The organism is Flavobacterium tiangeerense (genome assembly GCF_007830355.1).
Taxonomy (GTDB): Bacteria; Bacteroidota; Bacteroidia; order Flavobacteriales; family Flavobacteriaceae; genus Flavobacterium; species Flavobacterium tiangeerense.
In genome coordinates this window covers 146,731-173,278 of the sequence record NZ_VLKO01000001.1, presented here as the reverse complement: position 1 = coordinate 173,278, position 26,548 = coordinate 146,731, and the positions used below count along the sequence as shown (strand labels likewise).

At 31.2% G+C, this 26,548-nt stretch carries 26 protein-coding genes; 23 read left to right on the top strand and 3 right to left on the bottom strand.

From position 1 onward, the window contains the following. Window positions 1-7 precede the first annotated feature (7 nt). The 8 genes from kdpB (at window position 8) to IQ05_RS00740 (ending at window position 10,885) form a co-directional block, all read left to right on the top strand. A complete protein-coding gene (kdpB, locus tag IQ05_RS00775; protein ID WP_144889021.1) occupies window positions 8-2,065 on the top strand; it encodes a potassium-transporting ATPase subunit KdpB in 2,058 nt (685 codons plus the stop codon). 57 nt (window positions 2,066-2,122) lie between these two features. Further along, window positions 2,123-2,677: a K(+)-transporting ATPase subunit C gene (locus IQ05_RS00770; protein ID WP_144889020.1), complete on the top strand. Its 555-nt coding sequence runs from the start codon at window positions 2,123-2,125 to the stop codon at window positions 2,675-2,677. Between the two features lie 158 nt (window positions 2,678-2,835). Beyond that, window positions 2,836-3,918, top strand: a complete 1,083-nt coding sequence (locus IQ05_RS00765) for a porin (RefSeq protein WP_144889019.1) — start codon at window positions 2,836-2,838, stop codon at window positions 3,916-3,918. A 33-nt stretch (window positions 3,919-3,951) separates the two neighbouring features. Beyond that, window positions 3,952-5,079 (top strand): sensor protein KdpD, encoded by a 1,128-nt coding sequence (locus IQ05_RS00760; protein ID WP_144889018.1) that lies wholly within the window; start codon window positions 3,952-3,954, stop codon window positions 5,077-5,079. Window position 5,080: 1 nt separating this feature from the next. Continuing rightward, a complete protein-coding gene (locus tag IQ05_RS00755; RefSeq protein ID WP_144889017.1) occupies window positions 5,081-6,811 on the top strand; it encodes an ATP-binding protein in 1,731 nt (576 codons plus the stop codon). Window positions 6,812-7,079: 268 nt separating this feature from the next. Next, window positions 7,080-7,787, top strand: coding sequence for a hypothetical protein (locus IQ05_RS00750; RefSeq protein WP_144889016.1), 708 nt, complete (start codon window positions 7,080-7,082; stop codon window positions 7,785-7,787). Between the two features lie 188 nt (window positions 7,788-7,975). Beyond that, a complete protein-coding gene (locus IQ05_RS00745) occupies window positions 7,976-8,467 on the top strand; it encodes a hypothetical protein (RefSeq protein WP_144889015.1) in 492 nt (163 codons plus the stop codon). Window positions 8,468-8,866: 399 nt separating this feature from the next. Next, a complete protein-coding gene (locus IQ05_RS00740; RefSeq protein ID WP_144889014.1) occupies window positions 8,867-10,885 on the top strand; it encodes a M13 family metallopeptidase in 2,019 nt (672 codons plus the stop codon). Window positions 10,886-11,003: 118 nt separating this feature from the next. Here IQ05_RS00740 and IQ05_RS00735 read toward each other — a convergent pair whose 3' ends face one another. The 3 genes from IQ05_RS00735 to IQ05_RS00725 form a co-directional block, all read right to left on the bottom strand. Further along, window positions 11,004-11,201 (bottom strand): hypothetical protein, encoded by a 198-nt coding sequence (locus tag IQ05_RS00735; protein ID WP_144889013.1) that lies wholly within the window; start codon window positions 11,199-11,201, stop codon window positions 11,004-11,006. Window positions 11,202-11,410: 209 nt separating this feature from the next. Continuing rightward, window positions 11,411-11,956 carry a hypothetical protein gene (locus tag IQ05_RS00730; RefSeq protein ID WP_144889012.1) on the bottom strand — a complete coding sequence of 182 codons (546 nt, stop codon included), beginning with the start codon at window positions 11,954-11,956 and terminating at the stop codon, window positions 11,411-11,413. 18 nt (window positions 11,957-11,974) lie between these two features. Further along, window positions 11,975-12,877 carry an OmpA family protein gene (locus tag IQ05_RS00725; RefSeq protein WP_144889011.1) on the bottom strand — a complete coding sequence of 301 codons (903 nt, stop codon included), beginning with the start codon at window positions 12,875-12,877 and terminating at the stop codon, window positions 11,975-11,977. A 680-nt stretch (window positions 12,878-13,557) separates the two neighbouring features. On the opposite strand from IQ05_RS00725, the gene IQ05_RS00720 reads away from it, so the two are divergent. The 15 genes from IQ05_RS00720 to IQ05_RS00660 all read left to right on the top strand — a co-directional run bounded on the left by IQ05_RS00720 (window position 13,558) and on the right by IQ05_RS00660 (window position 26,061). Beyond that, complete coding sequence (locus tag IQ05_RS00720) at window positions 13,558-13,887, top strand: TOMM propeptide domain-containing protein (RefSeq protein ID WP_144889010.1); 330 nt, start codon at window positions 13,558-13,560, stop codon at window positions 13,885-13,887. A 311-nt stretch (window positions 13,888-14,198) separates the two neighbouring features. Beyond that, window positions 14,199-15,944, top strand: coding sequence for an adenylate/guanylate cyclase domain-containing protein (locus IQ05_RS00715; protein ID WP_208653339.1), 1,746 nt, complete (start codon window positions 14,199-14,201; stop codon window positions 15,942-15,944). A gap of 574 nt (window positions 15,945-16,518) precedes the next feature. Next, entirely contained in the window at window positions 16,519-16,854 is a 336-nt protein-coding gene (locus tag IQ05_RS00710) for an NHLP leader peptide family RiPP precursor (protein WP_144889008.1), read from the top strand. Window positions 16,855-16,882: 28 nt separating this feature from the next. Beyond that, the gene (locus tag IQ05_RS00705) at window positions 16,883-17,200 is read left to right on the top strand and encodes an NHLP leader peptide family RiPP precursor (protein WP_144889007.1); all 318 of its coding nucleotides are present in this window, start codon (window positions 16,883-16,885) and stop codon (window positions 17,198-17,200) included. 34 nt (window positions 17,201-17,234) lie between these two features. After that, window positions 17,235-17,579: an NHLP leader peptide family RiPP precursor gene (locus tag IQ05_RS00700; protein ID WP_144889006.1), complete on the top strand. Its 345-nt coding sequence runs from the start codon at window positions 17,235-17,237 to the stop codon at window positions 17,577-17,579. 31 nt (window positions 17,580-17,610) lie between these two features. After that, window positions 17,611-17,949: an NHLP leader peptide family RiPP precursor gene (locus tag IQ05_RS00695; protein ID WP_144889005.1), complete on the top strand. Its 339-nt coding sequence runs from the start codon at window positions 17,611-17,613 to the stop codon at window positions 17,947-17,949. A gap of 29 nt (window positions 17,950-17,978) precedes the next feature. Next, on the top strand, window positions 17,979-18,308 hold the full coding sequence (locus IQ05_RS00690) for an NHLP leader peptide family RiPP precursor (RefSeq protein WP_144889004.1): 330 nt from the start codon (window positions 17,979-17,981) through the stop codon (window positions 18,306-18,308). A gap of 33 nt (window positions 18,309-18,341) precedes the next feature. Then, window positions 18,342-18,698 carry an NHLP leader peptide family RiPP precursor gene (locus IQ05_RS00685; RefSeq protein WP_144889003.1) on the top strand — a complete coding sequence of 119 codons (357 nt, stop codon included), beginning with the start codon at window positions 18,342-18,344 and terminating at the stop codon, window positions 18,696-18,698. 16 nt (window positions 18,699-18,714) lie between these two features. After that, entirely contained in the window at window positions 18,715-19,074 is a 360-nt protein-coding gene (locus IQ05_RS00680; RefSeq protein WP_144889002.1) for an NHLP leader peptide family RiPP precursor, read from the top strand. A 220-nt stretch (window positions 19,075-19,294) separates the two neighbouring features. Continuing rightward, window positions 19,295-19,465: a hypothetical protein gene (locus tag IQ05_RS15320; RefSeq protein ID WP_158634562.1), complete on the top strand. Its 171-nt coding sequence runs from the start codon at window positions 19,295-19,297 to the stop codon at window positions 19,463-19,465. Window positions 19,466-19,991: 526 nt separating this feature from the next. Continuing rightward, window positions 19,992-21,206: a cupin domain-containing protein gene (locus IQ05_RS00675; RefSeq protein ID WP_144889001.1), complete on the top strand. Its 1,215-nt coding sequence runs from the start codon at window positions 19,992-19,994 to the stop codon at window positions 21,204-21,206. A gap of 121 nt (window positions 21,207-21,327) precedes the next feature. Continuing rightward, window positions 21,328-21,975, top strand: a complete 648-nt coding sequence (locus IQ05_RS00670) for a DUF3667 domain-containing protein (protein ID WP_158634561.1) — start codon at window positions 21,328-21,330, stop codon at window positions 21,973-21,975. Window positions 21,976-23,062: 1,087 nt separating this feature from the next. Continuing rightward, a complete protein-coding gene (locus tag IQ05_RS15315; protein WP_158634560.1) occupies window positions 23,063-23,227 on the top strand; it encodes a hypothetical protein in 165 nt (54 codons plus the stop codon). Between the two features lie 77 nt (window positions 23,228-23,304). Beyond that, window positions 23,305-25,392, top strand: coding sequence for a tetratricopeptide repeat-containing sensor histidine kinase (locus IQ05_RS00665; RefSeq protein ID WP_144888999.1), 2,088 nt, complete (start codon window positions 23,305-23,307; stop codon window positions 25,390-25,392). A 6-nt stretch (window positions 25,393-25,398) separates the two neighbouring features. Further along, window positions 25,399-26,061, top strand: a complete 663-nt coding sequence (locus tag IQ05_RS00660) for a helix-turn-helix domain-containing protein (RefSeq protein ID WP_144888998.1) — start codon at window positions 25,399-25,401, stop codon at window positions 26,059-26,061. The last annotated feature ends 487 nt before the right edge of the window (window positions 26,062-26,548 follow it).

The following is a 26,548-nucleotide window of genomic DNA, read 5'->3' as shown; positions in this document are numbered from 1 at the left end:
AATAAAAATGAATAACAATAAATCCAATTCATTATTCGAAAGTAAGCAAGTAAAAGAGGCGCTAGTACAGTCTTTTGTAAAGCTAAACCCGAAAATAATGTTCAAGAATCCGGTCATGTTCACCGTTGAAATTGGAACTGCCATTATGCTTGCTGTTTGTATTGCCATTTTATTTGGCGCACAAGACCAAGGCAGTTTTACTTACAATTTCATAGTATTTTTAATTTTGTTAGCAACGCTTTTGTTTGCCAATTTTGCCGAGGCTATTGCCGAAGCAAGAGGAAAAGCACAAGCGGATAGTTTGCGAAAAACACGGGAAGAAACACCAGCAAGACAAGTTTTAGCAAGCGGCGAAATTAAGAATATCAGTTCTTCTGAATTAAAGAAAGGCGATATTTTTGTTTGTGAAGCTGGTGATTTAATTGCCACTGATGGTGAAATTATTGAAGGTTTGGCCACTATAGATGAAAGTGCCATTACCGGAGAGAGCGCTCCTGTAATTCGGGAAGCGGGTGGAGATAAATCATCAGTTACCGGCGGAACTAAAGTACTATCAGACAAAATCAAAGTAATCGTGACTAACGAACCAGGAGAAAGTTTCTTGGATAAAATGATTGCTTTGGTTGAAGGAGCAAGCCGCCAGAAAACACCTAATGAAATTGCGTTAACTATCTTGTTGGCTGCCTTTACATTAATCTTCGTGATTGTTTGTGTAACCTTGAAACCGTTTGCTGATTATGCCAATGCGCCGATAACAATTGCCGCCTTCATTTCGCTATTTGTTTGTTTGATTCCAACAACGATTGGCGGTTTGTTATCAGCTATTGGAATTGCAGGAATGGACAGGGCTTTGCGTGCCAATGTAATTACCAAATCAGGGAAAGCGGTGGAAACTGCCGGAGATATTGATGTATTGCTTTTGGATAAAACCGGAACTATCACCATTGGAAATAGAAAAGCGACTCGTTTTTATCCAGCAAAAGGAATCTCGGAAGAGGATTTTATCAAATCTGCAGTTTTGAGTTCGCTGGCTGATGACACGCCCGAAGGCAAAAGTATACTTGAATTAAGTGAAATGTTAGATGTAAAAGGCAAAATCAAGGAAAGCATTTCACAACTCACTTCTCAGATTTCACAAACAATAAAGTTTACTGCTGAAACCAGAACCAGCGGTGTTGTTTTAAAAGATGGAACCGATATTAGAAAAGGTGCTCAGGATGCAGCAAAAAATATTGCACTGAAAGCGGGAACTATTTTCCCCGAGGATATTGCACAAGCAGTGATTGCTATCTCATCAAAAGGTGGAACGCCATTGGTGGTAGTAAAAAATGCTCAAGTGCAAGGTGTTATTGAATTGCAGGACATTATCAAAACGGGAATGAAAGAACGTTTTGAGCGTTTGAGAAAAATGGGTGTAAAAACGGTGATGGTAACCGGAGATAATCCGTTGACAGCCAAATTTATTGCCGAAGCTGCTGGTGTAGATGATTTTATTGCCGAAGCCAAACCTGAGGATAAGATGAATTACATCAAAAATGAACAAGAACAAGGCAAGCTCGTAGCGATGATGGGTGATGGAACCAATGATGCACCCGCTTTGGCTCAAGCCAATGTTGGTGTGGCCATGAATAGCGGAACTCAAGCAGCAAAAGAAGCCGGAAACATGGTGGATCTGGACAATGATCCCACCAAGTTAATTGAAATCATAGAGATAGGAAAACAATTATTGATGACCAGAGGAACACTAACCACATTCTCGATTGCGAATGATGTAGCTAAATATTTTGCCATTGTTCCGGCACTTTTTATCACGGCTATTCCTGCTCTGGAAGGATTAAATATTATGGGATTACACAGTCCAGAAAGTGCGATTTTGTCAGCTGTAATTTTCAATGCGATTATCATTCCAATATTGATTCCGCTTGCGCTAAAAGGAGTTGATTATAAGCCAATTGGTGCGAGTGCTATTTTAAAGAGAAACCTATTGATTTATGGTCTTGGTGGCTTGATCATCCCATTTATTGGAATTAAAATAATTGACTTGGTTGTAGCATTATTTATGTAAATTCAAACCTAACAGGTTTCGAAAACGGGTTAGGTTTCGTAAAAAAACAAAAGAAAAATGAAAAATATATTTTCAATATTAAAATTCACCTTATTTATGGTGGTATTGTTAGCGGTTATTTACCCAATGGCAATTTTTGGAATAGCACAATTGGCTCCCAATAAAGGAAAAGGAGAAACAATTACTGTAAACGGAAAAGTGGTGGGGTATCAAAAAATTGGACAAAAATTCGATAAATCCAACTACTTTTGGGGAAGACCTTCGGCTGTGGATTATAACGCTGCAGGAAGTGGAGGAAGCAATAAAGGACCAAGTAATTCTGATTATTTAGCATTGGTGCAAAAAAGAATCGACACTTTTTTAATCGTGCATCCTTATTTGAAAAAATCAGAGATTCCTGCGGATATGGTGACGGCTTCGGGAAGTGGTTTAGACCCGAATATTTCTCCGCAAGCAGCTCTGATTCAGATAAAAAGGGTGGCGAAAGAAAGAAACCTATCAGAAGAAAAAGTAAAAGCTTTGGTCCAAGCCAAAATCAATACACCAGCAGTAATAGGAACTGCAACAGTAAATGTTTTAGAGTTGAATGTAGCCTTGGACGAATTGAAATAAGAATGATTTCAATAGAAAAGAGAATGGCAAATTGAAAAAACAAGCTCTTTAAAAACGAGATGCCCTAGCCCCGATAGAAGGGAAAATCCTTTTGTCTCGTTTTTTTGCGAGACAAAAGATTGGAATGATAGCGGGATTAGCTTCAAAAAATAATAGAAATGAAAAAAATAATAAATATTGCTTTAATAGCTTTTGGGATAACAACAGTGAGTGCACAAGAAACTGAAAAAACACAAAGTCCTTTTACGTTTTCGGGTTATGTAGAAACGTATTACAGTTATGATTTTGGAAAACCCGACAATCATGTCAGACCCGGATTTATTTACAGTCATAACAAGCACAACGAGGTCAATTTGAATTTAGGATTAGCGAAGGTAAATTATGCTACAGAGAATGTTCGCGGGAATTTTGCCTTAATGGCAGGAACGTATGCCCAATACAATTTGGCAGCAGAACAGGATTTACTAAAAAATGTGTATGAAGCGAATGTGGGTGTGAAAATTTCGTCGAAACATAATCTGTGGATTGATGCGGGAATTATGCCGTCACATATTGGTTTTGAAAGCGCTATTGGTAAAGATTGCGCCACTTTGACTAGAAGTATTTTAGCTGATAATTCGCCGTATTATGAAGCGGGTGTGAAAATTGGATATACTTCAAAAAATGAAAAATGGTATTTGGCCGCCATGTATTTAAACGGTTGGCAACGCATCCAGAAAATTGATGGCAACCAAACTCCGGCTTTTGGTACACAAGTAACCTATAAACCTACTGCCAAAACCACATTAAACTGGAGTACGTATGTGGGGAATGAACAACCGGATAATGTAAAAAAATGGCGTTATTTCAATAATTTTTACGGACAATTTAAAGTATCTGAAAAAACAAGTTTAATTGCTGGTTTTGATATTGGAGCGCAACAAAAAGCAACAGAAAGTGACCAATATGATGTTTGGTTTGCACCAATTTTAATAGCGCAATACAAACCGACAACTAAAATCCAATTGGCAGCAAGAGCGGAATATTACGCGGATGAAAAAGGAGTAATAATAGCAACAGCAACACCTAACGGATTTAAAACATACGGTTTCTCAACAAATTTTGATTATTTAGTTGCCAATAACGTGATGTTTAGAGTAGAAGCAAGAACTTTAAACAGTAAAGACGATATCTTTTTGAAAAACACTGATCCTAGTAATCAAAATGTATTTTTAACGACAGCATTGGCTATTTCTTTTTAATTTTTTTCTAAAATTTAAAATCCTAAAACCAAATTGGACAACGAAAAGGAAAATAATGTCAAGCACTTTCTTGATTTAATTCAGAAATCACGCAAAGGAAAGTTTAAAGTCTACATCGGTATGAGTGCCGGTGTGGGCAAAACTTTCAGGATGTTACAGGAAGCACATACCTTGTTGAAAAACGGGATAGATGTAAAGATTGGGTTTATAGAAACGCACAATCGGAAAGAAACACACGAACTACTAGAGGGTTTACCGGTCATTCCCAGGCGAACCCTTTTTTACAAAGGGAAACTGCTTGAAGAAATGGATTTACAAGCCATCATCAATTTGCGTCCAGAAGTGGTTATTGTAGATGAACTAGCGCATACCAATATAGAAGGAAGCAAAAATGAAAAACGCTGGCAGGATGTTCTGGAGATTTTGGAAGCGGGAATAAATGTGATTTCGGCAGTGAATATTCAGCACTTAGAAAGTTTAAATGCAGACGTAAAAAACATTACAAATATTGATGTTCAGGAACGCATCCCAGACAGTGTTTTGAAATTAGCGGATGAGGTGGTGAATATTGATTTGACCTCAGATGAGTTGATTACGCGTTTAAAAGAAGGTAAAATCTATACCGCAGATAAAATTCCTACGGCGCTAAATAATTTTTTTAAATCGGATCAAATTTTACAATTGCGGGAGCTGGCCTTGAAGGAAGTAGCGAGTCAAGTCAATCGGAAAGTGGAAAGTGAAGTGGCCAAAAACATTGCAGTAAAACATGAAAAATTGTTGGCATGTATCAGCAGTAACGACAAAATCGCTAAGACAATCATAAGAAAAACGGCCCGATTAGCGAGTTATTACAATAGCAAATGGTGTGTTTTGTATGTAGAAACGCCCAAAGAAAGCAGCGACAAAATTGCACTTGACAAACAGCGGCATCTGATAAATAATTTTAAATTAGCTACACAACTTGGTGCCGAAGTAATTAAAGTTCAGAATACTCATATAACAGATGCTATTTTAGAGGTGGTCGCGCAAAAACAAATTACTACTGTTTGCATCGGGAAACCGCATTTGAGTTTATTTAAAGTAGTTTTATCGACAACTGTTTTCAATAAATTGCTTAACAACCTAACATCATCCAATATTGATCTTATAATTCTATCTTAAAATGAAAATTAAAACCAAATTAAACCTGGGCGTTGGCTTGCTTTTTCTGATGATAATCATACTTTCATTAGTAGCGGCATTTTATATTTTTTCGATAAAAAAAGACACCGAAAATATTCTGAAAGCCAATTATAACACGCTAGAATATTCGCGAAACATGCTTCTTTCGTTAGATGAAATTAATGTGAATGAAGAAAAGGCAATTATTATTTTTGAAACCAATATTACCAAACAAATTGCCAATATTACAGAGGCTGGCGAAGACAAAGCGACCTATAATTTGCAGAAAAATTTCGATTTGTTGAAAGAAAGTAGAACTGATGAAACCTTAAAAAGCCAAATTCGTCAAGACATTTTCAAGATTATGAAATTGAATATGAATGCGATAAAAGAAAAAAGTGATATTGCAAAACACACAGCAGAGACTGCTAATTTTTGGATTGCAGTAACAGGAACACTTTGCTTTTTGATTGCGTTCAATTTATTAGTGAATTTGCCCAACAATATTGCCAATCCAATAAAAGAACTCACGGACAGTATCAAGCAAATTGCCAATAAAAACTATTCGCAACGAGTGCATTTTATGAACCACAATGAATTTGGAGATTTAGCCAAATCATTCAACACCATGGCCGAAAAACTGCAGGAATACAACAATAGTAATTTGTATAAAATGTCATTTGAAAAGAAAAGACTAGAAACTTTAATCAACAACATGCACGACCCAATTATCGGGTTAGACAATCAGGGTTTGATTTTATTTGCAAATGATGAGGCTTTGAAAATAATTGGTTTAAAATCTGAGGACGTTATGGGTAAACTCGTAACAACTCTTGCTCTGACCAATGATTTGATGAAATCGTTAGTAATTAAGGATCTGTCAGATGAAAAACAGAAATCGCTTCCCATGAAAATTTTTGCTGATGGCAAAGAAAGTTATTTCGAAAAAGAAACCATAAACATTACCATTAAACCCACGGGAGAAGATCAAATTATTGACATTGGGAATGTTATTATTTTAAGAAATATTACTGTTTTTAAAGAACTGGATTTTGCTAAAACCAATTTTATTGCTACCGTTTCACATGAATTGAAAACCCCAATTTCATCCATCAAATTAAGTTTACAATTACTTGAAAAAGCAGAAACAGGTGACATTAATGAAGATCAAAAGCAATTAATCGAAAGCATTAAAGACGATAGTCAGCGGTTATTAAAAATTACGGGAGAACTGTTGGAATTGTCGCAGTTAGAAACCGGGAATATAAAGCTGAATATGGAAAAGAGTAATCCATACGAAATTATGAACTATGCTACCGAAGCCGTAAAAGTGCAAGCGGAACAAAAGCAAATAGAAGTAGTTATTGAGACGGAACAAAATTTACCGGATATAAAAGCAGATAGTGAAAAAACGGCTTGGGTTTTGATTAATTTTTTAACCAATGCAATTACGTATTCAACAGAAAACAGTACCATAATTGTAAAACTTAAAAATGAAAACAGTCAAGTTGTTTTTCAAGTGATTGATACGGGAAAAGGAATTGATACCCGTTATAAAACTAAAATTTTTGATAAATATTTCCAAGTTCCGGGTAGCCAAAAGTCAGGAACGGGCCTTGGTTTAGCCATTAGCAAAGAATTTATAGAAGCTCAAAATGGAATTATTGGAGTTGAAAGTGAGTTGGGTCTAGGCAGTACTTTTTATTTTAAACTTCCTAGTAATATTCATTAATAAGAACATCCCAAATATCAAAGATGTTGAAAACATTGATTATCGAATTATAACGAATATGAAAGAGCTTGTGGAGATTTTTTTTAAAAGAAACAAGGGTACAAAACATGTAAGATTATATACTTAAAAATATTTTTATTTGTAATGTTTTAATTATAGATTAGCAAAAGCAAAATGATAACGTTTGTCAGACAAGTCAACACGGTTTTGGTATGATGTATTTGATTATGTATGACCTATAAACAAGTTAGCAAATATATTACACGGAATGAGAAAATATCTGACCTTTATTATTTTATTAAATTTTATAAGTTGTAAAGCCCAAAAAGACATAAACGTTAATAAAAACAACATAAATTTAATTTTTGAACATTCTTTTATAATAGATTCAAATGCTGAAAAGTCATTAGTGGAAATGCAAAATAAAATTAAAGCAGAGGTACTTAATCTAAATGAAACTGATACAACAGAACTTGAAATTATTGATAATAAATCTATAGTTGATTTATTAAAAGAAACTCCAAAAACAAAAATTTATATTGAATTTAAAAATGATAGTATATGGAGATACACAACGGAAAAAGATATTATAATTGGTGATATTTTTAGTTTGACAAAAAATAATGGAAATCTAGATTATCGTCCAAAATTTGAAAGAGAAAAAATTTATAAAACTTATGATTTATTCGCAAATAAAGATAAATATATCATTGAAATAAATAAAAATAAGACTAAAAAAATACTGAATTATATTTGTTACTACGTGAAACTTACAAGAATTGAAAATGATAACAGCGAATTTAGTTCAGGGAATACGATTTATGAAATGTTCGTAACTAAAAGTATAAAATTACCAGTACACTCCATAATTGACATTTCAAAAAAAATCACTGAATTTTTCCCATTGGAGATTAAAGTTTGGCAAGAAAAATTAATAGGAGCTTATGAATTTTATAGTGCTTCAGAGATTAAATAAATACGTTTGCTAACCACCATTTTGAGTTAGCTGGAATTTAGTGGAATTACCGTTTCGCATCAAGTTTTCGTTAAGCCGAAAATTGAGCGGTTACTAACTTCCAGCAATCTCAAAGTGGCGAAACGTTAGGCTTCACTTTACCGCAGAATCGAGAAAGATACTTTTTGATTTTAACATGAATTATTCAAATGAAAAGAATTATATTGACATTAATGGTTTTGTTGTTTTTTAAATGCGCGAATAAAGATGAAAAAGAAAAACATTTTCAACCAACTATACTTTTAAAAGAAATAATAAAAAATGAACGAGTAAAGAATATAATTTGGGATTTTAGACTTACCAATCTTGAGATTAATAGAAGTGGAAAACAAAATAAAGAATATGAAATTTTCCGTAGTAATCTAACTGATATCGAATTGGTACAAATTACAGAATGTGAAGTTCCTTTGTTGCGTTGTATTGCTTTTAAAACTTTAGTCGACAGAGATTATGTAAATATTAGAAAATTATTTAATAGACACTTAAATGATTACGATTTGGTTAAAGGACATTATTACGACGTTCTTAGCAGTGAGCCAGTTAAAATTTTCATGCTTAATCAATTAAGGCCATATTCAAATTCGAAATTTAAATTTTCAAAAAAAGAGTTTAGAAAAATGCAAGATGAATATTATAAGTAGAAATTAATTGAACGAAAAAAAGCGAACGCCTAATAGCCACTCCAACGGATTTGGGGCAATAGGCTTAATGGAAATATGGCTTTGTATTTGTAAGAATTTTCTAATGATAAAAATAACGCTAATTTAGACCAAACCGCGTGCAGCACGGGAACGTTATAAAGTGACTAATTAACTTAATCACCACATTTTTCAGTTTATAACAATTGTTTATACCGCAAAATGTTCAGAATAATACAATCTTTAAATCCTTAGTTGAGAATATATTTTCAAATAAAGTAAATCACTCATTAAATTTCATAAAGAATACGATTGGTACTTTTTAATGTAACAATTTACTAAAATAGCAACTAACTAGTTATAATGTAAGAATATATTAAACCAACTAATAAACCTTCAATAATGAAAAATCTAAAAATTTCTTTGGTTGCTGCAGTCGTTCTCATGGCTTCGTGCAATAAAAAAGAAGAATTAATTTCGGGTATTACCAAAAAAAATATGGACACGCTTGTGAATCCTGGTGACAATTTTGATGCCTATGTAAACGGAACTTGGGTAAAAAACAATAAAATTCCAGCTGATAAAACGTCTTACGGTGCTTTTGATATCTTGTATGATCAATCTCAAAAAGATGTAAAAGCGATTATCGAAGAAGCATCAAAGGGTACTTTTGCCGAAGGTTCAGACGAACAGAAAATTGGCGATTACTACAGCTCTTTCATGAACAGAAAAGACCGTGATGCCAAAGGAATTGCGCCTATTCAACCAGAATTGAAAAATATTGATGCTATTGCAAATTATACGGACTTGGCAGCTTATTTTGGAAAATCAAACAGAACAGGAGTTTCAATGCCTTTCTCTGTAGTGGTTACCGAAGATTTTAAAAACCCAAAACAGTACACGTTAATGACTTGGCAAGGCGGATTAGGTCTTCCTGAAAGAGAATACTATTTGCAAGCTGATGCTAAAATGGTGGAAACACGTGCGAAATATGTAGCACATATCGAAAAAATGTTGCAGTTGGTGGGGCTTCCAAATGCAGCTGAAAGTGCTTCTAAAATCATGGCTTTGGAAACCGTATTGGCTACCAACCACATGAAAAAAGAGGAAACCAGAAACACGGCAAAACTGTATAACAAATACAATGTAGCCGATTTAAAAAAATTAATGGCTGATTTCGATTGGAATGCAATGCTTAAAAATGCAGGTATTGATAAAGAAAAAACAATCGTAATTTCTCAGGTGGAATATACCAAAAGCTTAAATACTATTATCAAAAACACGCCAATTGATACTTGGAAAACGTACCTTAAATGGAGTTTGATTAACAATACTTCCAATTATTTAACAACAGCTTTAGACAAACAAAATTTTGACTTTTACGGAAAAACACTTTACGGTACAGAAGCTCAGGAAGAAGATTGGAAAAGAGGTGTAAGCAGTGTTAACGGTGGTTTGGGAGAAATAGTAGGTAAAGTATATGTGAAAAAGCATTTCTCGCCAGAAGCAAAAGAACGCATGACCGGAATGGTGAAAAATCTTTTGAAAGCTTATGCAGAAAGTATCAAGAAGCTAGATTGGATGAGTGCAAACACCAAGAAAGAGGCGCTTGCCAAAGTAGATAAATTCATGATTAAAATTGGTTATCCAGACCAATGGAGAGATTATTCAGCATTAAAAGTAGCTAAAAACGATTTGTATGGAAATGCAGAAAGAGCTAGAGTATTTGAATACAACAGAATGTTAAACAAGTTAGGAAAACCTGTTGACAGAACAGAGTGGGGCATGACACCTCAAACGGTCAACGCCTATTACAATCCTACCTTAAACGAAATTGTATTTCCAGCAGCTATTTTGCAACCGCCTTTCTTTAATTTAAAAGCAGAAGACGCCGTGAATTATGGCGGAATTGGAGCGGTAATTGGTCATGAAATTGGTCATGGTTTTGACGATCAAGGAAGTACTTTTGATGGTGAAGGGGTTATGAGAAACTGGTGGACACCACAAGATTTAACTGCTTTTAAAGCCAAAACAAAATCATTAGTAGATCAATACAGTACTTTCAAAGTATTTCCAGATTTGAATCTTAACGGAGAGTTTACCCTTGGAGAAAACATTGGAGATTTGGGAGGATTAAGTATTGCAATTAAAGCCTACAAACTAAGCCTTAACGGAAAAGAAGCACCAGTTATGGATGGTTTCACAGGGATTCAGAGAGTGTTTTTAGGTTGGGGACAAGTGTGGTTGGACAAAAGCCGTGAAAAAGCAATACGCAATCAAATTGCTTCTGATCCACATTCGCCAGCTAAATTCAGAATTAATGCTGTAGTACGCAACGTTCCAGAATTTTACGAAGCATTTAAAATTAAGCCAACAGATTCACTTTATTTAGCAACTGATAAACGTGTTAAAATTTGGTAGATTATTTGATATCAAACGAAAGCCCAGCAGAAATGCTGGGCTTTTTTGTTTTAAAAAACATTTTGGCAAGTTCTATTTCAATTAAAGTAGGATCTAAAATTTTAATTTATGTTGATTTTTAATCGGTATAGTAAGGTTTTTTCTTTATGATCCAGCAGATTTTTTTTAATTTTAAATACAATGGGGAACCATAGGTATTTCCTCCTATGTACGTTCGAATGGTAATTGTGCTAATTTCACCATCATCGTTACAGTCTTTGGTTTTAGTATACATTCCTGTAGTAGCTGAGTTAGAATTATCGGCTACAAATTTCAAGAATTAAAATTCTAAGTCCGAAAAATTTAATGTACAATTTAGCGTGTAGAACGTTACTTTTTTCCTTTTTCCATAAAGTAAATCAATTAATGAAATCGTTGTCAAAAAATAGAGTGTGAAAATTTACAAATAAAAGAACTTAAAATAAACAAAAAAGCTACAACAAATAAGAGTATCGTTGTAGCTTTTAAAAATAAAATAATGTTTTTTTATTCTTTTCCTCCGTCTAATTTATCTTGCCAATCTTTTAATTCTTGCCATTTTCCTTGGTATGCTAATTCAGCTTGTCTTGCCCAAGTTCCGGGTGTGTGAACAGAAAATCTTTCGCCACCTGAATCCAAAACATTTTGGAGTTTTTCAACAGAGGATTCAGACATAGCTTGCCAAGTTTTGATGCCTGCTGCGTGAAATAATTCCTCGATTTTTGGACCAATACCTTCTACAATTTTCAAATCATTTTCTTTGATTTTTTTTCCAAAAACCGAAGCTGCTAATTCGGAATCGAATAAAAATTTAGGCGCATCGGGTACAGTTGCAAAAGATTGAAAAGTTGCTTTTTTGGCATTTGCCAATTCAGCCTCTAAGTCGGCAATAGTTTTAGAATATTGATTTGATTTTTGCAAACAAGCATCCAAATCATTTTTCAAAGAACTTGAATCGGAATTGTTTTTGGACAACAACTTTCCTAACAAATAGCCTAATAAGGCACAAATTAACCCTACTATTAAGGGTATTAAGATACATGGTATATTCATAATTAAATGTGTTTTTGGTTATTTTATAGTAACAACTGTTCTTCTGTTTTTTGATTTTCCTTCTTCGCTTGTGTTGTCTGCAATTGGATTGTCTGGACCTTGCGAACTGGTTTGAATTTGTTTTGAATCAATTCCTTTTTTTATTAAAAATGCTTTAGCAAATTCAGCACGTGATTGTCCCAGAACAATGTTTGCTTCTCTTGCACCAACACTGTCGGAATGCCCTACAATACTCACTTTTGCGTTAGGAACATTTTTTAAATAAGTTGCTATTTCAGCAATTTTAGTTTGCTCTTCGGTACTCAAGTTCTCTCGAGATTCATTCGTGTTGAAATACAATACGAGTGGATTTGCATTGATTTTTGCTTTTAACACCTCCCATTGATTGTTGCTTGCGGGTTCGTTTTCAATGATGTTAAACGATGCAGGACCAATAAGTGTGTCTGAATTCATTTCCCATTTATCTTTAATTTCTCCTTCTAAAACAAAAGAATTGGCATCAAAACCAGTTGAAATTAAATACTTTTTTAGATCATTAGCTCGAGCCAGGGCTAAATTCTGAAAAGTTGTGGTGTTTTTTTCGTCGGAAGTGGCATAACCTGTAATCTTAATTTTTTTATTAGGATTAGATTGCAATGCTGTTTTCAGATTTTTAAATCCAATTGCAACAGAATCAGAAAAGGGTACAAGAGCAGCTTTTTCGTTTTTGACAAATTTTATATTGTCATTACAATGGTAGTCGAAATCACTCCCTTTAATTGTAAAAGGAACTAAACCAGTTCTCTTGTTATTGACAACAGTAGTTGAGTTGTCTAATTTCGGAGGCTTCATACAGCAATTGCAACAGTAGTTTTGGTACAAAAACATACCTAAAATAATGGTAAGTGCAATTCCTAAAAGATAAAGAATTTTTTTTGACATAATTTTTGTGATTAAGATTCTTATCAAATTTAGGAAAAAATCATAAATAACTAATAGTCAGTTGTTTGTTTTTTTAAATCCTTATTTTGAAAAAGCACAAAAAAACCGCAAAAGCTTAGCAATTGCGGTTGGGGATGAATTTTTAATGGGCGGATTAGAGTTATAATTATAAGTTTTAGCTGATTTGTTAATATATTTAAATGAACTTGTTTTGGTGTTTTATAACCAAATCTTTTTTTTTTGGGTCTATCGTTTAGTTGATGCTCTAAATCTTGAACCCGTTCTTTTGTAATATATTTAGTAGTAGCTGCAATAATTTCAACGGCGATTAAAATTCCTTTAGCTTATGCCATAAATTCGTCTACTTTAATGGTGTTCACATGGCAAATATCGCAACAAATTATACATAAAAAAGTGGTGTTAAATTGCTTTAATACCGTTTAAAATTTAAACTTTTTGATTTTTAAAACTTGTAGCGATACCGAGATTTGAACCCGATATCTCAGATGAATTTTATTAGTGAATCATTCAATTCATAATAATTAATAGGAGAAAAATTCTTTTAAGAAACCTTATGCTGATCAATTAATGAATCTTTTTGTCAGCATTTTTGGCATTTCTGTTCGTAAATAAGAAGTTAATTTCACAATTCTAAAAATGAATTAATAAAAACTACAAAAATGGAATTAACTAAAGACCAAAAAATTCTAGATGCAATTATTAAAAAGGCATGGCAAGATCCAACTTTTAAAAGCAATTTAATAGCTAGCCCCATCACAACTATAGAAAAATTTTTAGGGCAGCCTTTTCATTTGCCAGAGGGGAAGAATATTGCATTTGTTGATCAAACAAATTTCTCAACAATTTTCATCAATATTCCAGCTGAGGTTAATATGGATGATGTAGAATTAAATGAAGAGCAATTAGACATTGTATCAGGTGGGGATGGAGATATAATACCCCCAGTTATAATTAAGCCCAACAATTATACAGGGGATATCTTTAAATAAATTTAACTTATTTGCAATTTTAAATATTAAAAACGTACCTATTCTAAACTTGAATATGTACGTTTTCATATTTAATCATAACAACTATACTCATGAAAAGAGTCATACAAATTGTTTTCTCTATTTTTCTATTATTTAATGGAATATCTTTTTTTGGGCAATCAAGAATTAAACAAAAAATTATTCTAACAAAAAAGGAAAATATTAAAATGGCTGACTCTATTCTAAATCTTGGTATGAAATATCAAGATGCAGGAGAGTATTCAAAATCATTACTCTTATTTGACAAAAGTTTAAGGATTTATAATCATTTGGGTAAAAGTAAAAATGTGGGTGACTGTTTTAGTTATAAAGCAGTAACCTTTTATTATAAAGGAGATTATTCAAATGCTTTACACTTTTTTAAGAAAAGTAACGAAGTATATAAAAAAACAAAGTACAAAAAAGGAATTTCTTCTATTTTAAATAATATCGGAGGGGTTTATTATTATTTAGGAAACTATCTAGAAGCCTTAAATTATTATAAACAAGCAATTGTTGTTCAAGAAGAGCTCAAAGATATGAAAATGACTGCAGGAACCTCTCAAAATATTGGTGCAATATATTCACAAGTAGAAGATTATCCCAATGCACTTAAATACTTTCGTAAATCTTATTTGATTTATAAAAATAGTACTGATTTAAAAGCAATCTCTCAAAACTTAAATGCGTCTGGGATTGTTTATATAAAATTATCCAATTACCCAAAAGCACTAAAAAATTTAAACCAAGCATTAGAGAATGCAAACCAAATAAATGATAAACAATTAAAAATTGAAATTTTATCGAGTTTAGGCGAATTGTTTTTTAAACAATCAAATTTTCAGCGAGCATTATTTAACTACAATCTTTCTTTAAAATATGCTACCGAAATTAATAGTCTACAATATATAAGCATAGCAGAAGTTGCCCTTGGAAAAATACTAAATAATGTAGGTAAAAATAAGCAAGCAATTACAAAATGTTTAAAAGGTTATACTACCGCCCAAAAAATAGGAGCTATATCTGTAAAAAAAGAGGCATGTGATTGTCTTTATAAAGCTTATAAATCTAGTCAAAATGATAAATTGGCTCTTCATTTTTATGAAAAATCAATAAATTTTAAGGACAGTTTAAAATCTGGCGAAACTTCAAATAAAATGATGAATATGGAGTTTCAACGTCAACAGTTACTAGATAGTATCTCTCATGTAAATAAGGAACATGCTGTTGAAATCAAACATAAAGAAGAAGTTCAAAAAAAGGAAACGCAACGCAATATTATCATTATCTCATTAGGCTTTATTGTTCTTGTAGCTTTAGGATTATGGAATAGATTAAACTATACACGAAAATCTAAAATTGCTTTAAAAATTGAAAAAGACCTCTCTGAAGAGCTATTGCTAAATATTTTACCTGAAGAAATTGCACAAGAATTAAAAGAAAAGGGTTTTGTTAATGCCCGAGACTTTAATTTAGTTTCGATTCTTTTCTCAGATTTTAAATCCTTTACTCAAACCGCCGAGAAAATGTCTCCTCAAAATTTAGTTGAAGAAATAAATACCTGTTTCAAAGCTTTTGATTTAATCACTGAAAAATACAAAATTGAAAAAATTAAAACAATAGGTGATTCTTATATGGCAGCTGGTGGTATCCCCAAGCCTGATAAAGAATCTTTAACAAATATTGTACTTGCAGGATTAGAAATGCAGGATTTTATGTCTAAAAGGAAAATTAATAACGAAGCAAATAATAATCCAGCCTTTGAGATGCGATTAGGAATTCATGCAGGACCCATTGTAGCTGGTATCGTAGGAATAAAAAAGTTTCAATATGATGTGTGGGGCGATACGGTGAATACGGCTAGCAGAATTGAAAGCAATGGAATTGTAGGTAAAGTAAATATAAGCGAATCACTATATGATTTAATCAAGGATGATGAATCTTTTGTTTTTCAATACCGCGGCAACATTCACGCAAAAGGGAAGGGAGAAATCAAAATGTATTTTGTTGAAAAGAATCCTATTATTTCCGACTAAATAACCACGAGTACTAAAACTAATTTTCAAATTCAATTTTGTCAGTCTAATTGTCAGTTTTACAGGAATTAGATACTTTAAATTTACATCAATGAAAAAGCAAATTAAAGATCAGTAAGAAATGATCTTTTTGATTAAGCTTTTTTTAAATGATAAACTGTTCTTGAATTTATTGTGCTTAATGTTGGGTCTAAATTATTGATAATGATTGAATTGTTGATTTTGTTTTGCTATAATTTATCAGCTTATTTGGCAATTTCATGAGAATTTGACTCACTAATTTTACATTAATAAAATAGAATGGATTATGAAGCTATAGAAAATGAAGTTCACATCTTATAGTTTTTAAAGAGTGTAATTAAGATGTTTTTTTGTCGGTTTATTTGGCAATTTCATCAGAAATAGACTTACTAATTTTACATTAATAACGAGAATGATTTAAAGAGTAAAAACAAAATCAGGTTTGTGATTTATGATTTAACAGGTTGCAACTAGGATGTTTTTTTTGTCGGTTTTTTTGGCAATTTTGTCGCAAACAGATCAGCTAATTTTACATTAATTAAGAAATTGAGTCATGGGGCAAAATAAAAATAAAGAAGAAGTTTTACGATTAATAATCTCAAAAGCATGGGAAGATATTGATTTTAGAAAAAACTTAATAAGTGATCCAATACTAGCAATTGAGAATCTTACAGGAGCAAAAATCATATTGCCAGAAGGTAAAACACTAGTGGTAAATGATCAAACGGATAAATCAAAGGTTTACATGAATATTCCAGTTGAACCTAGTATAGAAGATATAGAACTTAATGAAGAGCAATTAGAAATTATTGCGGGAGGTGGACAAACGGTATGGGCTGATTTAGTAAATAATTTATTTCCAGAATTGAAAGATATTATTAAAATCTAACTTCTTTATAATCTAAAATTAAATAAATATGGAATTCACACAAGATCAAAAACTGTACGCAGAAATTGTACAAAAAGCATGGGAAGATAAGAGTTTCAAAGATGAGTTAATGACTAACCCAATAGCTGCAATTGAAAGATTGACTGGAAAAAAAATAAACTTGCCACCTGGAAAGAAAATGATTGTAAGAGATCAAACAGATGAGTCTTCGGTTTATATTAATATACCTGCTAAGGTAGATTTTGACAACATGGAATTAAATGAAGAGCAGTTAGAAGCTGTTGCAGGTGGCAAGTCACCTATTAAAGACTTTTTACTTTTTATATGTCCTTCATTTAACGTATAGCAATTAAACTAATAATAACTATAAAATTAATCAAATGGAATTTACACAAGAACAGAAAATGTACGCAGAAATCGTACAAAAAGCATGGGACGATGCTACATTTAAACAAGAATTAGTAGCAAATCCTGTTGCTGCAATAGAAAAATTGACTGGAAAAAAAATGAATTTACCAAAAGGTAAAACATTAGTAGTAAGAGATCAAACAGATGAATCTGTTGTTTATATCAACATTCCTGCAACACCAAAAAAATCAGTTGATGTAGAGCTGAACGAAGAGCAATTAGAAGCTGTAGCGGGTGGAATTGAAGGTCCGGGTGGTTGTACTCCAACTTTTCCATTTCCTTGGAACCCGATCCCGACTTTACCAGAATTAATTTAAATCTAAGTAATAATACATTAAATTTATTAAAATGGAATTTACAACCGATCAAAAACTGTATGCAGAAATTGTACAAAAAGCATGGGAAGATGCTACATTTAAACAAGAATTAGTAGCAAATCCTGTTGCTGCAATAGAAAAGTTTACTGGGAAAAAAATGAATTTACCAGAAGATAAAACATTAGTAGTAAGAGATCAAACAGATGAATCTGTTGTTTATATCAACATTCCTGCAACACCAAAAAAATCAGTAGATGTAGAACTGAACGAAGAGCAATTAGAAGCTGTAGCGGGTGGAATTGAAGGCCCGGGTGGTTGTACTCCAACTTTTCCATTTCCTTGGATTCCTACTTTACCAGAACTATATTAAATCTAATTGATAATTATAAATTCATTAAAATGGAATTTACACCCGATCAAAAACTGTACGCCGAAATTGTACAAAAAGCATGGGAAGATACTGCATTTAAAGCAGAATTAGCTGCAAACCCAGTAGCTGCAATTGAAAAATTAACAGGTAAAAAACTAAATTTACCGGAAGGTAAAACATTAGTAGTAAGAGATCAAACAGATGAATCTGTTGTTTATATCAACATTCCTGCTGCTTCAAAACAAATGGACGATGTAGAACTAAATGATGATCAATTAGAAGCTGTTGCTGGTGGGCTATTGTTTCCTTGGTACCCTATTGATATCCCTATTCTTCAAGGAGGAGATCGCGTTTTATAACGAATAATTTATTAACACATTAAAATTATAAAAATGAAATACACTATTGAACAACAAAAGCAAGGTACGGAGTTAATGAAAACTCTAATAGAAAAAGCTTGGGAAAGTGCTACTTTTAAAGATCAATTGATTAAAAACCCAGTTGCAACGATTGAATCAGTCAGCGGAAATACTGTAACTAGTGATTATAAATTTGTAGTCGAGGACCAGACAAATTCTTCTATGATTTATTTAAATATACCTAGAAAGATTCAAATAGAAAATTTAGAATTGACCGATGAACAGCTTGATGTTGTATCTGGAGGAGAAATTGTTTTAGGGCTTGCTATAGGAGCTGCTTTTTTAACAGGTATGGGAGTTGGTGTAGCAATCTGTACCGCGGTTAATTAATAAAAAAATAAAAAAAATGATAACATCTGAAAAACTGAAAAAAGGGGTTGATTTAATAAATCAAGTTGTAAAAAAAACAATCGAGAGCCCAACTTACAAAAAAGAACTATTAGACAATCCACATCTAGCTATAGAATCTCTTTACGGTAAGACTATTTCTAAAGAAATGAATATAGTTGTGGAGGAGCAATCAAATCCAAATTATATCTATTTTAACATTCCTGTAAAACCTAATATTAACGAAGTAGAACTTACAGATGAGCAATTAGAACTTGTATCCGGCGGTGAGTTTATTTTGGCAGGTGCAGCAATTATTATTGGCTCTGGATTAGTAGGAGCAGCGTCTGCGTACGCAATTTGTTATCTTTTAGATTGATAATTCATAATAATATAATTGGTTCTTAGCCAAAACTAATGGAAAAGCAAATTAGGTTTTTGAGAGTTGGAAATTAAAGTGTAAATAAATACCTATTTTTAAAGAAGATTTTGCAATAATTACGAGATCTATCCATTGATTGATAGATGTTCTTTTTAAATTCCACTAATTTAGGCTAACATCCTTATAATAATTTATACATTTTACTATTCAAAAAAAAATGAAAAACGTACTACTTCCGATTATTGGTTTAATAGTAGCAACCTTTGGTGTAATTTCTTTTGTAGTTTTCAAACAAAATGAGTTAGGCATTATTATTATATGCATTGGTGTTTTACTACAAATAATAAATTTAACTTTTTTAATTAAAGAAAGAAAAAAGAAAAAATAATTATTCCATGCCAAAAGATAAAAATATTTTATCATTAATATGCTTTGTGAGCATTGTAATTGGTCTATGGCTAAGTTATTATGGCAATAATCTACCATATGCGAATAATAAAAAAATAGGTTATCCATATATGGCTACTGGACTAATAATTCTATTTGTAAATGCAGTTTATTTTGTTTTAAAATTTAAAAAATAGAATGAAATAGTTCAACTTATCAATTTTTGGGACATGTGACGATGTTAGATTTTTCATGTGTCCCAAAATTTTGAAGCAATATTATATTTTCAGGTCTTCCGAATTTTTTTTTCAAATCAATTATATATGAATAAAGTAACACCATTTGTTTACCTATTAGTAGGGATAATAAGTGTACCAATAAGTCTATCTATTCAAAGTAGTATAATAAAATTATCGATACTTGGGTTTTCAGTTTTATGTTTACTTTGCAGCATATATATGTTTGCAAAACAAATAGAAAAGAATTGAAAATAAAATTTAATCAAGATTAAATGAAAAACTACTAGCATGGAAGCATTCATAAAAAAACAAACCGCAATAAAAGACTTTTGCGAATTAATTGACCCTATCGGTTTAGAAAATTTTGAACAAAACTATTGGGAGAATCAGGTTTTACACATTCAAAGAGGAAATCCAGAGTTCTTTAGCAATCTTTTTTCTATCAAAGATTTGGATCTTTTGTTACAATATACACGACCACGAGGAAATAGTATTAGGGTTGTAAAAAGTCAACAACCTATGAGTCCAACAGTGTATGAAAACCAAGATGGAAGTTTAAATCTTAATCAATTGTATGCTGCTTATGCAGATGGACATACTATTGTAGTAAATGAAATACAGCGATTTTCGAATCCTATTAAGGAATTGGTAGAGGGTGTTCGTCAATATATGGGGCATCATGTGGTTGCCAATCTGTATTTAACACCAGAAAACGAAAAAGCATTATCGCCACACTATGACACACATGATGTATTTGCTTTACAAATTTCGGGAGAAAAGCATTGGATTCTATATGACGATACTTATTACAAAACGCCATTAATGCATAGTTTTCAGCCTATTTTCCAAAGAGAACATTTAACTGCGGCGAAAGAAATCACAATGAAAGCTGGAGATGTATTGTATATGCCAAGAGGTGTGCCTCATGAGGCATACACCACAGACCAATCCTCTATGCATATTACCTTAGGGGTGCATTCTACTCAATGGTTAGACTTCATTTCTAAAGCTATGCTTAGTTTAGGTCAAAAACATATAGAGCTTCGTAAAGCACTTCCACTTGGTTATTTAAATGCTGATGAAACTGGATTACTTTCTCAAAATATAGAAAATGATTTAATGAACATCTTAAAATCTGTTTTTGAAAAAGATAATGTTAAAGGGACTTTAGATATTTTATCAGAAGAATTTAGAACTAAAGAGCAACCGAAACCAGATGGTCATTTTTCAAGTTTAGATCATTTAAATCATTTAGATTTAAATACAAAACTTATAAAAAGGGAAGGTTTGAAGTCTAAAGTTACTAATCACGTAACAGGAGCTAGAATTTTGTTTCAAGGAAATACCATTAAAGGACCTTCTCAAATTGCAAATACCTTAGAATTTATTTCTGAGCAAAAAGGTATATTTAATGTTAAAGATATTCCATATGTGAATGATGATAACAAAGTGAAATTAGCAAAAAGACTTGTTAGAGGAGGTTTGTTAAAAATTGTTTATTAATATTTGTTTTTCACTAGATGCATAAAAGAATATGACCAAAAAATGTCTCAGCTGTAATAGCGAAGTAGAAAATAATTTTTGCCCATTTTGTGGGCAAAAATCTTCTACAAAAAGATTTTCTATGAAACATTTTGTTATTCATGACTTTATTCATGGCGTGTTTCATTTAGACAAAGGTTTTTTATTTACTCTGAAGGAATTAGTAACTAGACCTGGACATAGTGTTAGAGAATATATACAAGGTAAAAGAGTTGATCATTTTAATTATTTTACAGGCTTTATTCTACTCCTTGCTGCAGGTCATTTCATTGGGAATTATTCACAAATTACCGGTGATCAATTATTTGAAAACGGTAAAATGTCAGGATTTCATAAAGTGGCAAAAGATTTTGCTAAATTTATTTTATTAGCCACTGTTCCTTTTTATGCTTTTGCTAGTTATTGTGTCTTTAAAAAAGCTAAATTAAATTACATAGAACATCTTGTAATGGCTATGTATTTAATAAATGGGATATTAATAATAGGTTTATTTTTTACAAGCTTAACAGTCTTTTACGGGAACATAAAAGTTTTAAGCGTATTAAATTTGTTTAATCCTTTGTTAGAATTCATTTATATGTGCTTTTTTTTCTATCAATTTTTTTCAAAATTTCAATACAAAAAAAGTACTCTTTTTATCTTTATTATACTTAATGCGTGTCTTTTACTTATTCTAAAAGGATTAGTGAATTTTACTGTTGATCAAATAGGAACGGCATACTTTAAGTAAGTTTATCGTATGAAGTGAATATAATCGTGATTTGTAAATTAAATTGGATTCATATAGTTAGCAACATTTAAGTCATCAATTTTAAATCTGAGTTCTTTAACGATTTTTAATTGAAGGCTGACCTACTTACTTACTTATAGTTGTTTTAAATTGCAATTTTCATTAATTTTTTCAGCTTTGTTGGTACTGTTAAAACAGTTTGTTCCTATTGATTAGTAGTTAAAAATCTATTGATTATACTTTTTGGTCAGTTTTCAAATACTTAAAGAAGCTTCTGGCTGCGGTGTTTTCCAGTATCTTTATTTAAAAGTCAGTCATACTTCAAGTTTTTTTTATTGGCTTGAAGTGAAGATACAAAGTTTTTGTTAGGATTTTAAATTCCTGTGCCAGATTGAAAAATCGAGACTTCTTCTATATTTCAGTTTAACTCTTATCTCACCTCGTTCTAAAGTAGTATTACTTCATCTATTTGATGAAACAGTAGTATTGATATTTTGGCTGATAAAAGCTTTGTTTTAAATAAAACTTAGGCTTGTTTAATCCTGTTCTAACTACAACATCAATGAAATTTTACACTTTTTCATTACACTTTTAGTTGCAACTTTACGATACTTCCTTGTTTTTACAAACTAAAAAGTTCCTTTATTGTTTGAAGTAATTTGGTTGTTTTTTATGGGTCATGTATTTTCCTTATCCAAGATTCATACTTAATTTTTTTTAGAAAAATTCAATCTTCAAACACCTCAAACACCTCAAACACTTTTCAATAGTAAAAAACAGTGATGATGTTATGTTTATATTTCATTGCTTAGTTATACTGTCTACACTGATTTTACGATAATTAATCAAAGCTACATTCCTTTCTTAAAATGATATTGTTTTTTACCAGAAACATCTAGACTAGTTCGAAAGACAGATACCCTTAAAAGTACGAATTTTAACATTTTTTACACTTTTAGTCTAAAGCCAAACTTTAGAATCGACATAGATTTGTAATGTAATATTACAAGTACAAGGAATTCCTGATATGCTATTTCAATATTGAAATAGCTTCAAAAAACAATTATTAAACATAAACCAAAAGACCATGAAACATTTATTTTATAGTATCGCCATTTTCGCCCTAGTTGTTAGTTTAAATTCTTGTACTGCTGAAGAAATTGAAACAGAAAAACCTAAAGTTCAAGTAGAAGCTGAAGATGATGTTGATCCAAATAAAAACGGAGGTGTTGTAATACCACCAAAAAAATAATCTAGTTGTATTATAAAGCTATTTAGAGGTTATTATCTGAATTGATGTCCCTTTTATCGAATCAAAAAGTATAAAAAATGTACTTTTACAATTATTTTAATTCTTCAGTATTGAAACTATTTCACATAGCATTGATTTTTAGTCTATTTTTTATGGGGTGCCAGCGTAAAGATGAAAAATTTTACGCTCCGACCACTAGTAATGTAGATTCCTTAATTTCAAATTCCAGAGACAAAACCAAAACTAAAAAGGAAAGACTAGAAAAGGCATTATTAGCTTTTAAAATTATTGAAAACAATAATGCTTTAATAGTTTCCTCCGACTATTATTTTGAGTTGGTAGATTCATTTTTACAACTTGGAGAGACTGACAAATGTCTTTACTTATTGCAAAAATTGTATCATAAATCAATTTTATTAAAAGATAATGAAGGTATTCAAAATGCAAGCTACAGTATTGCAGGTGTGTACAATAATGAAACAAAATATGATTCTGCATATTATTATTACACAAAATCAGAAAAAGTTATTTTGAAAGAAAAAAACGATAATTTATTAGGAAACGTTAAAATATTAAAAGCAGAAATTTTATCATCTAGAAATGATTATGTTGGAACCGAAAAACTAGCCGTTGAAGCATTAAAAATTGGAATTACTAAAGAAAACAATTTATTGATTTATAATTGTTATCTTACTTTAGGTACTGCACTGATGGGGTTAAAGAATTATGACAAATCCTTAGAATATTACAATAAAGCTATTGAGGCTTCTGAATATCTAAAATCAGAACCAATGTATTTATCATATAAATGCCAACCCTATAATCATATTGCAAATATTTATGTAAAAACCCAAAAATATAGTAAAGCTATTGAATTTGCAAAACAGGGACTAGCTTTAGCAGATTATAAAAAAATAGATCCTCCAATTTATTGTTATCTTATCAATAAATTGGCTTACTCTAAATTTAAACTGGGTGATAAATCATCATTTAAGCAATTTGAAGAAACTTTAAGAATTGGCGACAGCATTGGAAGTACGCCTATTCAGATAACTTCTAAAATTTATTTAGGCGAATATTACTTAAATCAAAAAAACGATTCAAAAGCGAATTACTACTTAAAAGAAGCGCAGTTACAAGCTCATAAAAATAACTTTTTTGAAGACGAGCTCATAATTCTTAAATTATTAGCTCTTGTTAATCCTCAAGAGGAATCCTTTTTTTCAAATAAATATATTCATCTTACTGATAGTCTTCAAGATGTAGAGCGTACTTCTCAAGATAAATATGCCCGAATTGAGTTTGAGACTGACCAAATAGCTCAAGAAAAAAAAGTAGTTGAGGATAAAAAAAATGAAATCTCTAAACAGTTTTATTTATATGCTGCTTTAAGTGGATTTATATTGCTAGTATTACTATTTGTGTTATCTATCAAAAACAAAAACATTAAACTTGAAAAATTGTTCCGTAAACAGGAGCAAGCTCTTAATGATTCACAGATATATAATTTGATACTTTCAAATCAACAAAAAATTGAAGAGGGCAAGCTTATTGAAAAGCAACGAATTTCCAGGGATCTCCATGATGGAATAATTGGAAAATTGTCAGCAATACGAATGAATTTATATGAAATTAAATACAATCAATCTCCAGAATCCATAAAAAAGCATTTAGATCATATTGCGGGTATGAAAGATATTGAAGAGGAAATTAGAAACCTTACACACGATCTAAATACTACTGTTTTTTCAGGCTCTGATGATTTTGAAGCCATGATTAAAGCATTATTTACAGAATTAAATCTAAATTCAGCAGCTAAAATAAACATAGAAGTTGATCCAAGAATAGTATGGTCTGTTATTGATAAAAATGTAAAAATGAATCTTTATAGAATTTTTCAAGAGGCATTACAAAACATTAATAAATATGCAGACGCTAATTTAATAACGATTGCAATTACTAAAAATGAAACAAGTATAGGGGTTCAAATTGCTGATAATGGGAAGGGTTTTGAAATGCAGCTAATAAAGAAAGGAATTGGTTTAAAAAATATGGAATATCGCACCATGGAGCTTAACGGACAATTCTCAATAGAGTCCATACAAAATATAGGAACAAAAATAAATTTGTCAATCCCATTAGAATTCAATAAATTTGAGTTTTAAATATTTATGACAAAAAAAATATTAATTGTTGAAGATCACCCTTCAATGATTACTGCTTATCAGACTATTCTTTCGCACAATAGATTGGGCCATGATTTAGAGTTTTATTCAGCTAATAATTGTGAATCAGCATACGAATGCATTTCAAATGAAATTAATACAATTTCTTTTGATTTGGTTATGCTCGATTATAGTTTACCTCCTTTTCCTGATAAAAATATATTTAATGGTGGTGATTTAGCAGTTTTAGTTCATAAATATATTCCTTTAGCAAAAACACTGATTATTACTTCGCATTTTGAAAGTGTTATTTTGTACAATATATATCAAAAAACAAAAGTCAATGGAATTTTGGTAAAAACAGATTTTGACGATGAGGAATTGTTATTGGCCTACGATAAAATCATGGCTGGTGAAAACTATTTCAGTAAGACTGCTAAAAAAGCAAAAACAGATCGTTTATTAGCTGAAGGACATTTTGACACTATTGATCGTCAAATCATAACGTTAATTTCTAATGGATGTCAAATAAAAACTATTGCCACAACAATTAAAGTCTCTGAAGATACTGTTAAAAAGCGTAAAAGTAAAATAAAGGATATTTTAGGTATTGATAAAGGCAATGACGAAGACATTTTACGGGAGTGTAGAATATTAAGAATGATCTAACTTTTGATGTAAAAATCTCAAAAAAAATAAAAGAAACTTCAAAAGAATACGTTTTATAACCAGGAAATATAATACGGTATTTCATGTGTTTTTTCAATTTCTTATACAACCTCATTCTAAATTAACAAAGCTGTATTTCAAATATATTCTAATAATGTAGATTTTATTTTTAATTGTTTCATTTATCATTTCCCCTCGAATTTAAACTTCAATTATTGTTTCAGTTTCTAATCTTTAAATAATATCCTCTCCATATTTTTATCTAAAATTCTATTTTATTACCATTTAACGTTGATCAGATTTTTTTAATTTTTATCTCATTTATTTTGGCAACTATAAATATTAAAAGTATTCGGAATTCGTATTACGTTGATTCTTAATGTAAAATCAAAATAACGCTAAGTTGCTATTGAACATACATTTATAGATCTAATATTAGAATATTATATTAAATGAATTCAAGAAACTATTTGACCAGCTCCAAACA

Coding starts and splice junctions, on each gene's coding strand:
- IQ05_RS15315 (WP_158634560.1), top strand. CDS start 23,063: ATGAAACATTTATTTTATAGTATCGCCATTTTCGCCCTAGTTGTTAGT.
- IQ05_RS15320 (WP_158634562.1), top strand. CDS start 19,295: ATGAAAAACGTACTACTTCCGATTATTGGTTTAATAGTAGCAACCTTT.
- kdpB (WP_144889021.1), top strand. CDS start 8: ATGAATAACAATAAATCCAATTCATTATTCGAAAGTAAGCAAGTAAAA.
- IQ05_RS00755 (WP_144889017.1), top strand. CDS start 5,081: ATGAAAATTAAAACCAAATTAAACCTGGGCGTTGGCTTGCTTTTTCTG.
- IQ05_RS00765 (WP_144889019.1), top strand. CDS start 2,836: ATGAAAAAAATAATAAATATTGCTTTAATAGCTTTTGGGATAACAACA.
- IQ05_RS00710 (WP_144889008.1), top strand. CDS start 16,519: ATGGGGCAAAATAAAAATAAAGAAGAAGTTTTACGATTAATAATCTCA.
- IQ05_RS00730 (WP_144889012.1), bottom strand. CDS start 11,956: ATGAATATACCATGTATCTTAATACCCTTAATAGTAGGGTTAATTTGT.
- IQ05_RS00690 (WP_144889004.1), top strand. CDS start 17,979: ATGGAATTTACACCCGATCAAAAACTGTACGCCGAAATTGTACAAAAA.
- IQ05_RS00700 (WP_144889006.1), top strand. CDS start 17,235: ATGGAATTTACACAAGAACAGAAAATGTACGCAGAAATCGTACAAAAA.
- IQ05_RS00750 (WP_144889016.1), top strand. CDS start 7,080: ATGAGAAAATATCTGACCTTTATTATTTTATTAAATTTTATAAGTTGT.
- IQ05_RS00675 (WP_144889001.1), top strand. CDS start 19,992: ATGGAAGCATTCATAAAAAAACAAACCGCAATAAAAGACTTTTGCGAA.
- IQ05_RS00720 (WP_144889010.1), top strand. CDS start 13,558: ATGGAATTAACTAAAGACCAAAAAATTCTAGATGCAATTATTAAAAAG.
- IQ05_RS00685 (WP_144889003.1), top strand. CDS start 18,342: ATGAAATACACTATTGAACAACAAAAGCAAGGTACGGAGTTAATGAAA.
- IQ05_RS00725 (WP_144889011.1), bottom strand. CDS start 12,877: ATGTCAAAAAAAATTCTTTATCTTTTAGGAATTGCACTTACCATTATT.
- IQ05_RS00680 (WP_144889002.1), top strand. CDS start 18,715: ATGATAACATCTGAAAAACTGAAAAAAGGGGTTGATTTAATAAATCAA.
- IQ05_RS00705 (WP_144889007.1), top strand. CDS start 16,883: ATGGAATTCACACAAGATCAAAAACTGTACGCAGAAATTGTACAAAAA.
- IQ05_RS00745 (WP_144889015.1), top strand. CDS start 7,976: ATGAAAAGAATTATATTGACATTAATGGTTTTGTTGTTTTTTAAATGC.
- IQ05_RS00670 (WP_158634561.1), top strand. CDS start 21,328: ATGAAACATTTTGTTATTCATGACTTTATTCATGGCGTGTTTCATTTA.
- IQ05_RS00695 (WP_144889005.1), top strand. CDS start 17,611: ATGGAATTTACAACCGATCAAAAACTGTATGCAGAAATTGTACAAAAA.
- IQ05_RS00660 (WP_144888998.1), top strand. CDS start 25,399: ATGACAAAAAAAATATTAATTGTTGAAGATCACCCTTCAATGATTACT.
- IQ05_RS00665 (WP_144888999.1), top strand. CDS start 23,305: ATGTACTTTTACAATTATTTTAATTCTTCAGTATTGAAACTATTTCAC.
- IQ05_RS00740 (WP_144889014.1), top strand. CDS start 8,867: ATGAAAAATCTAAAAATTTCTTTGGTTGCTGCAGTCGTTCTCATGGCT.
- IQ05_RS00770 (WP_144889020.1), top strand. CDS start 2,123: ATGAAAAATATATTTTCAATATTAAAATTCACCTTATTTATGGTGGTA.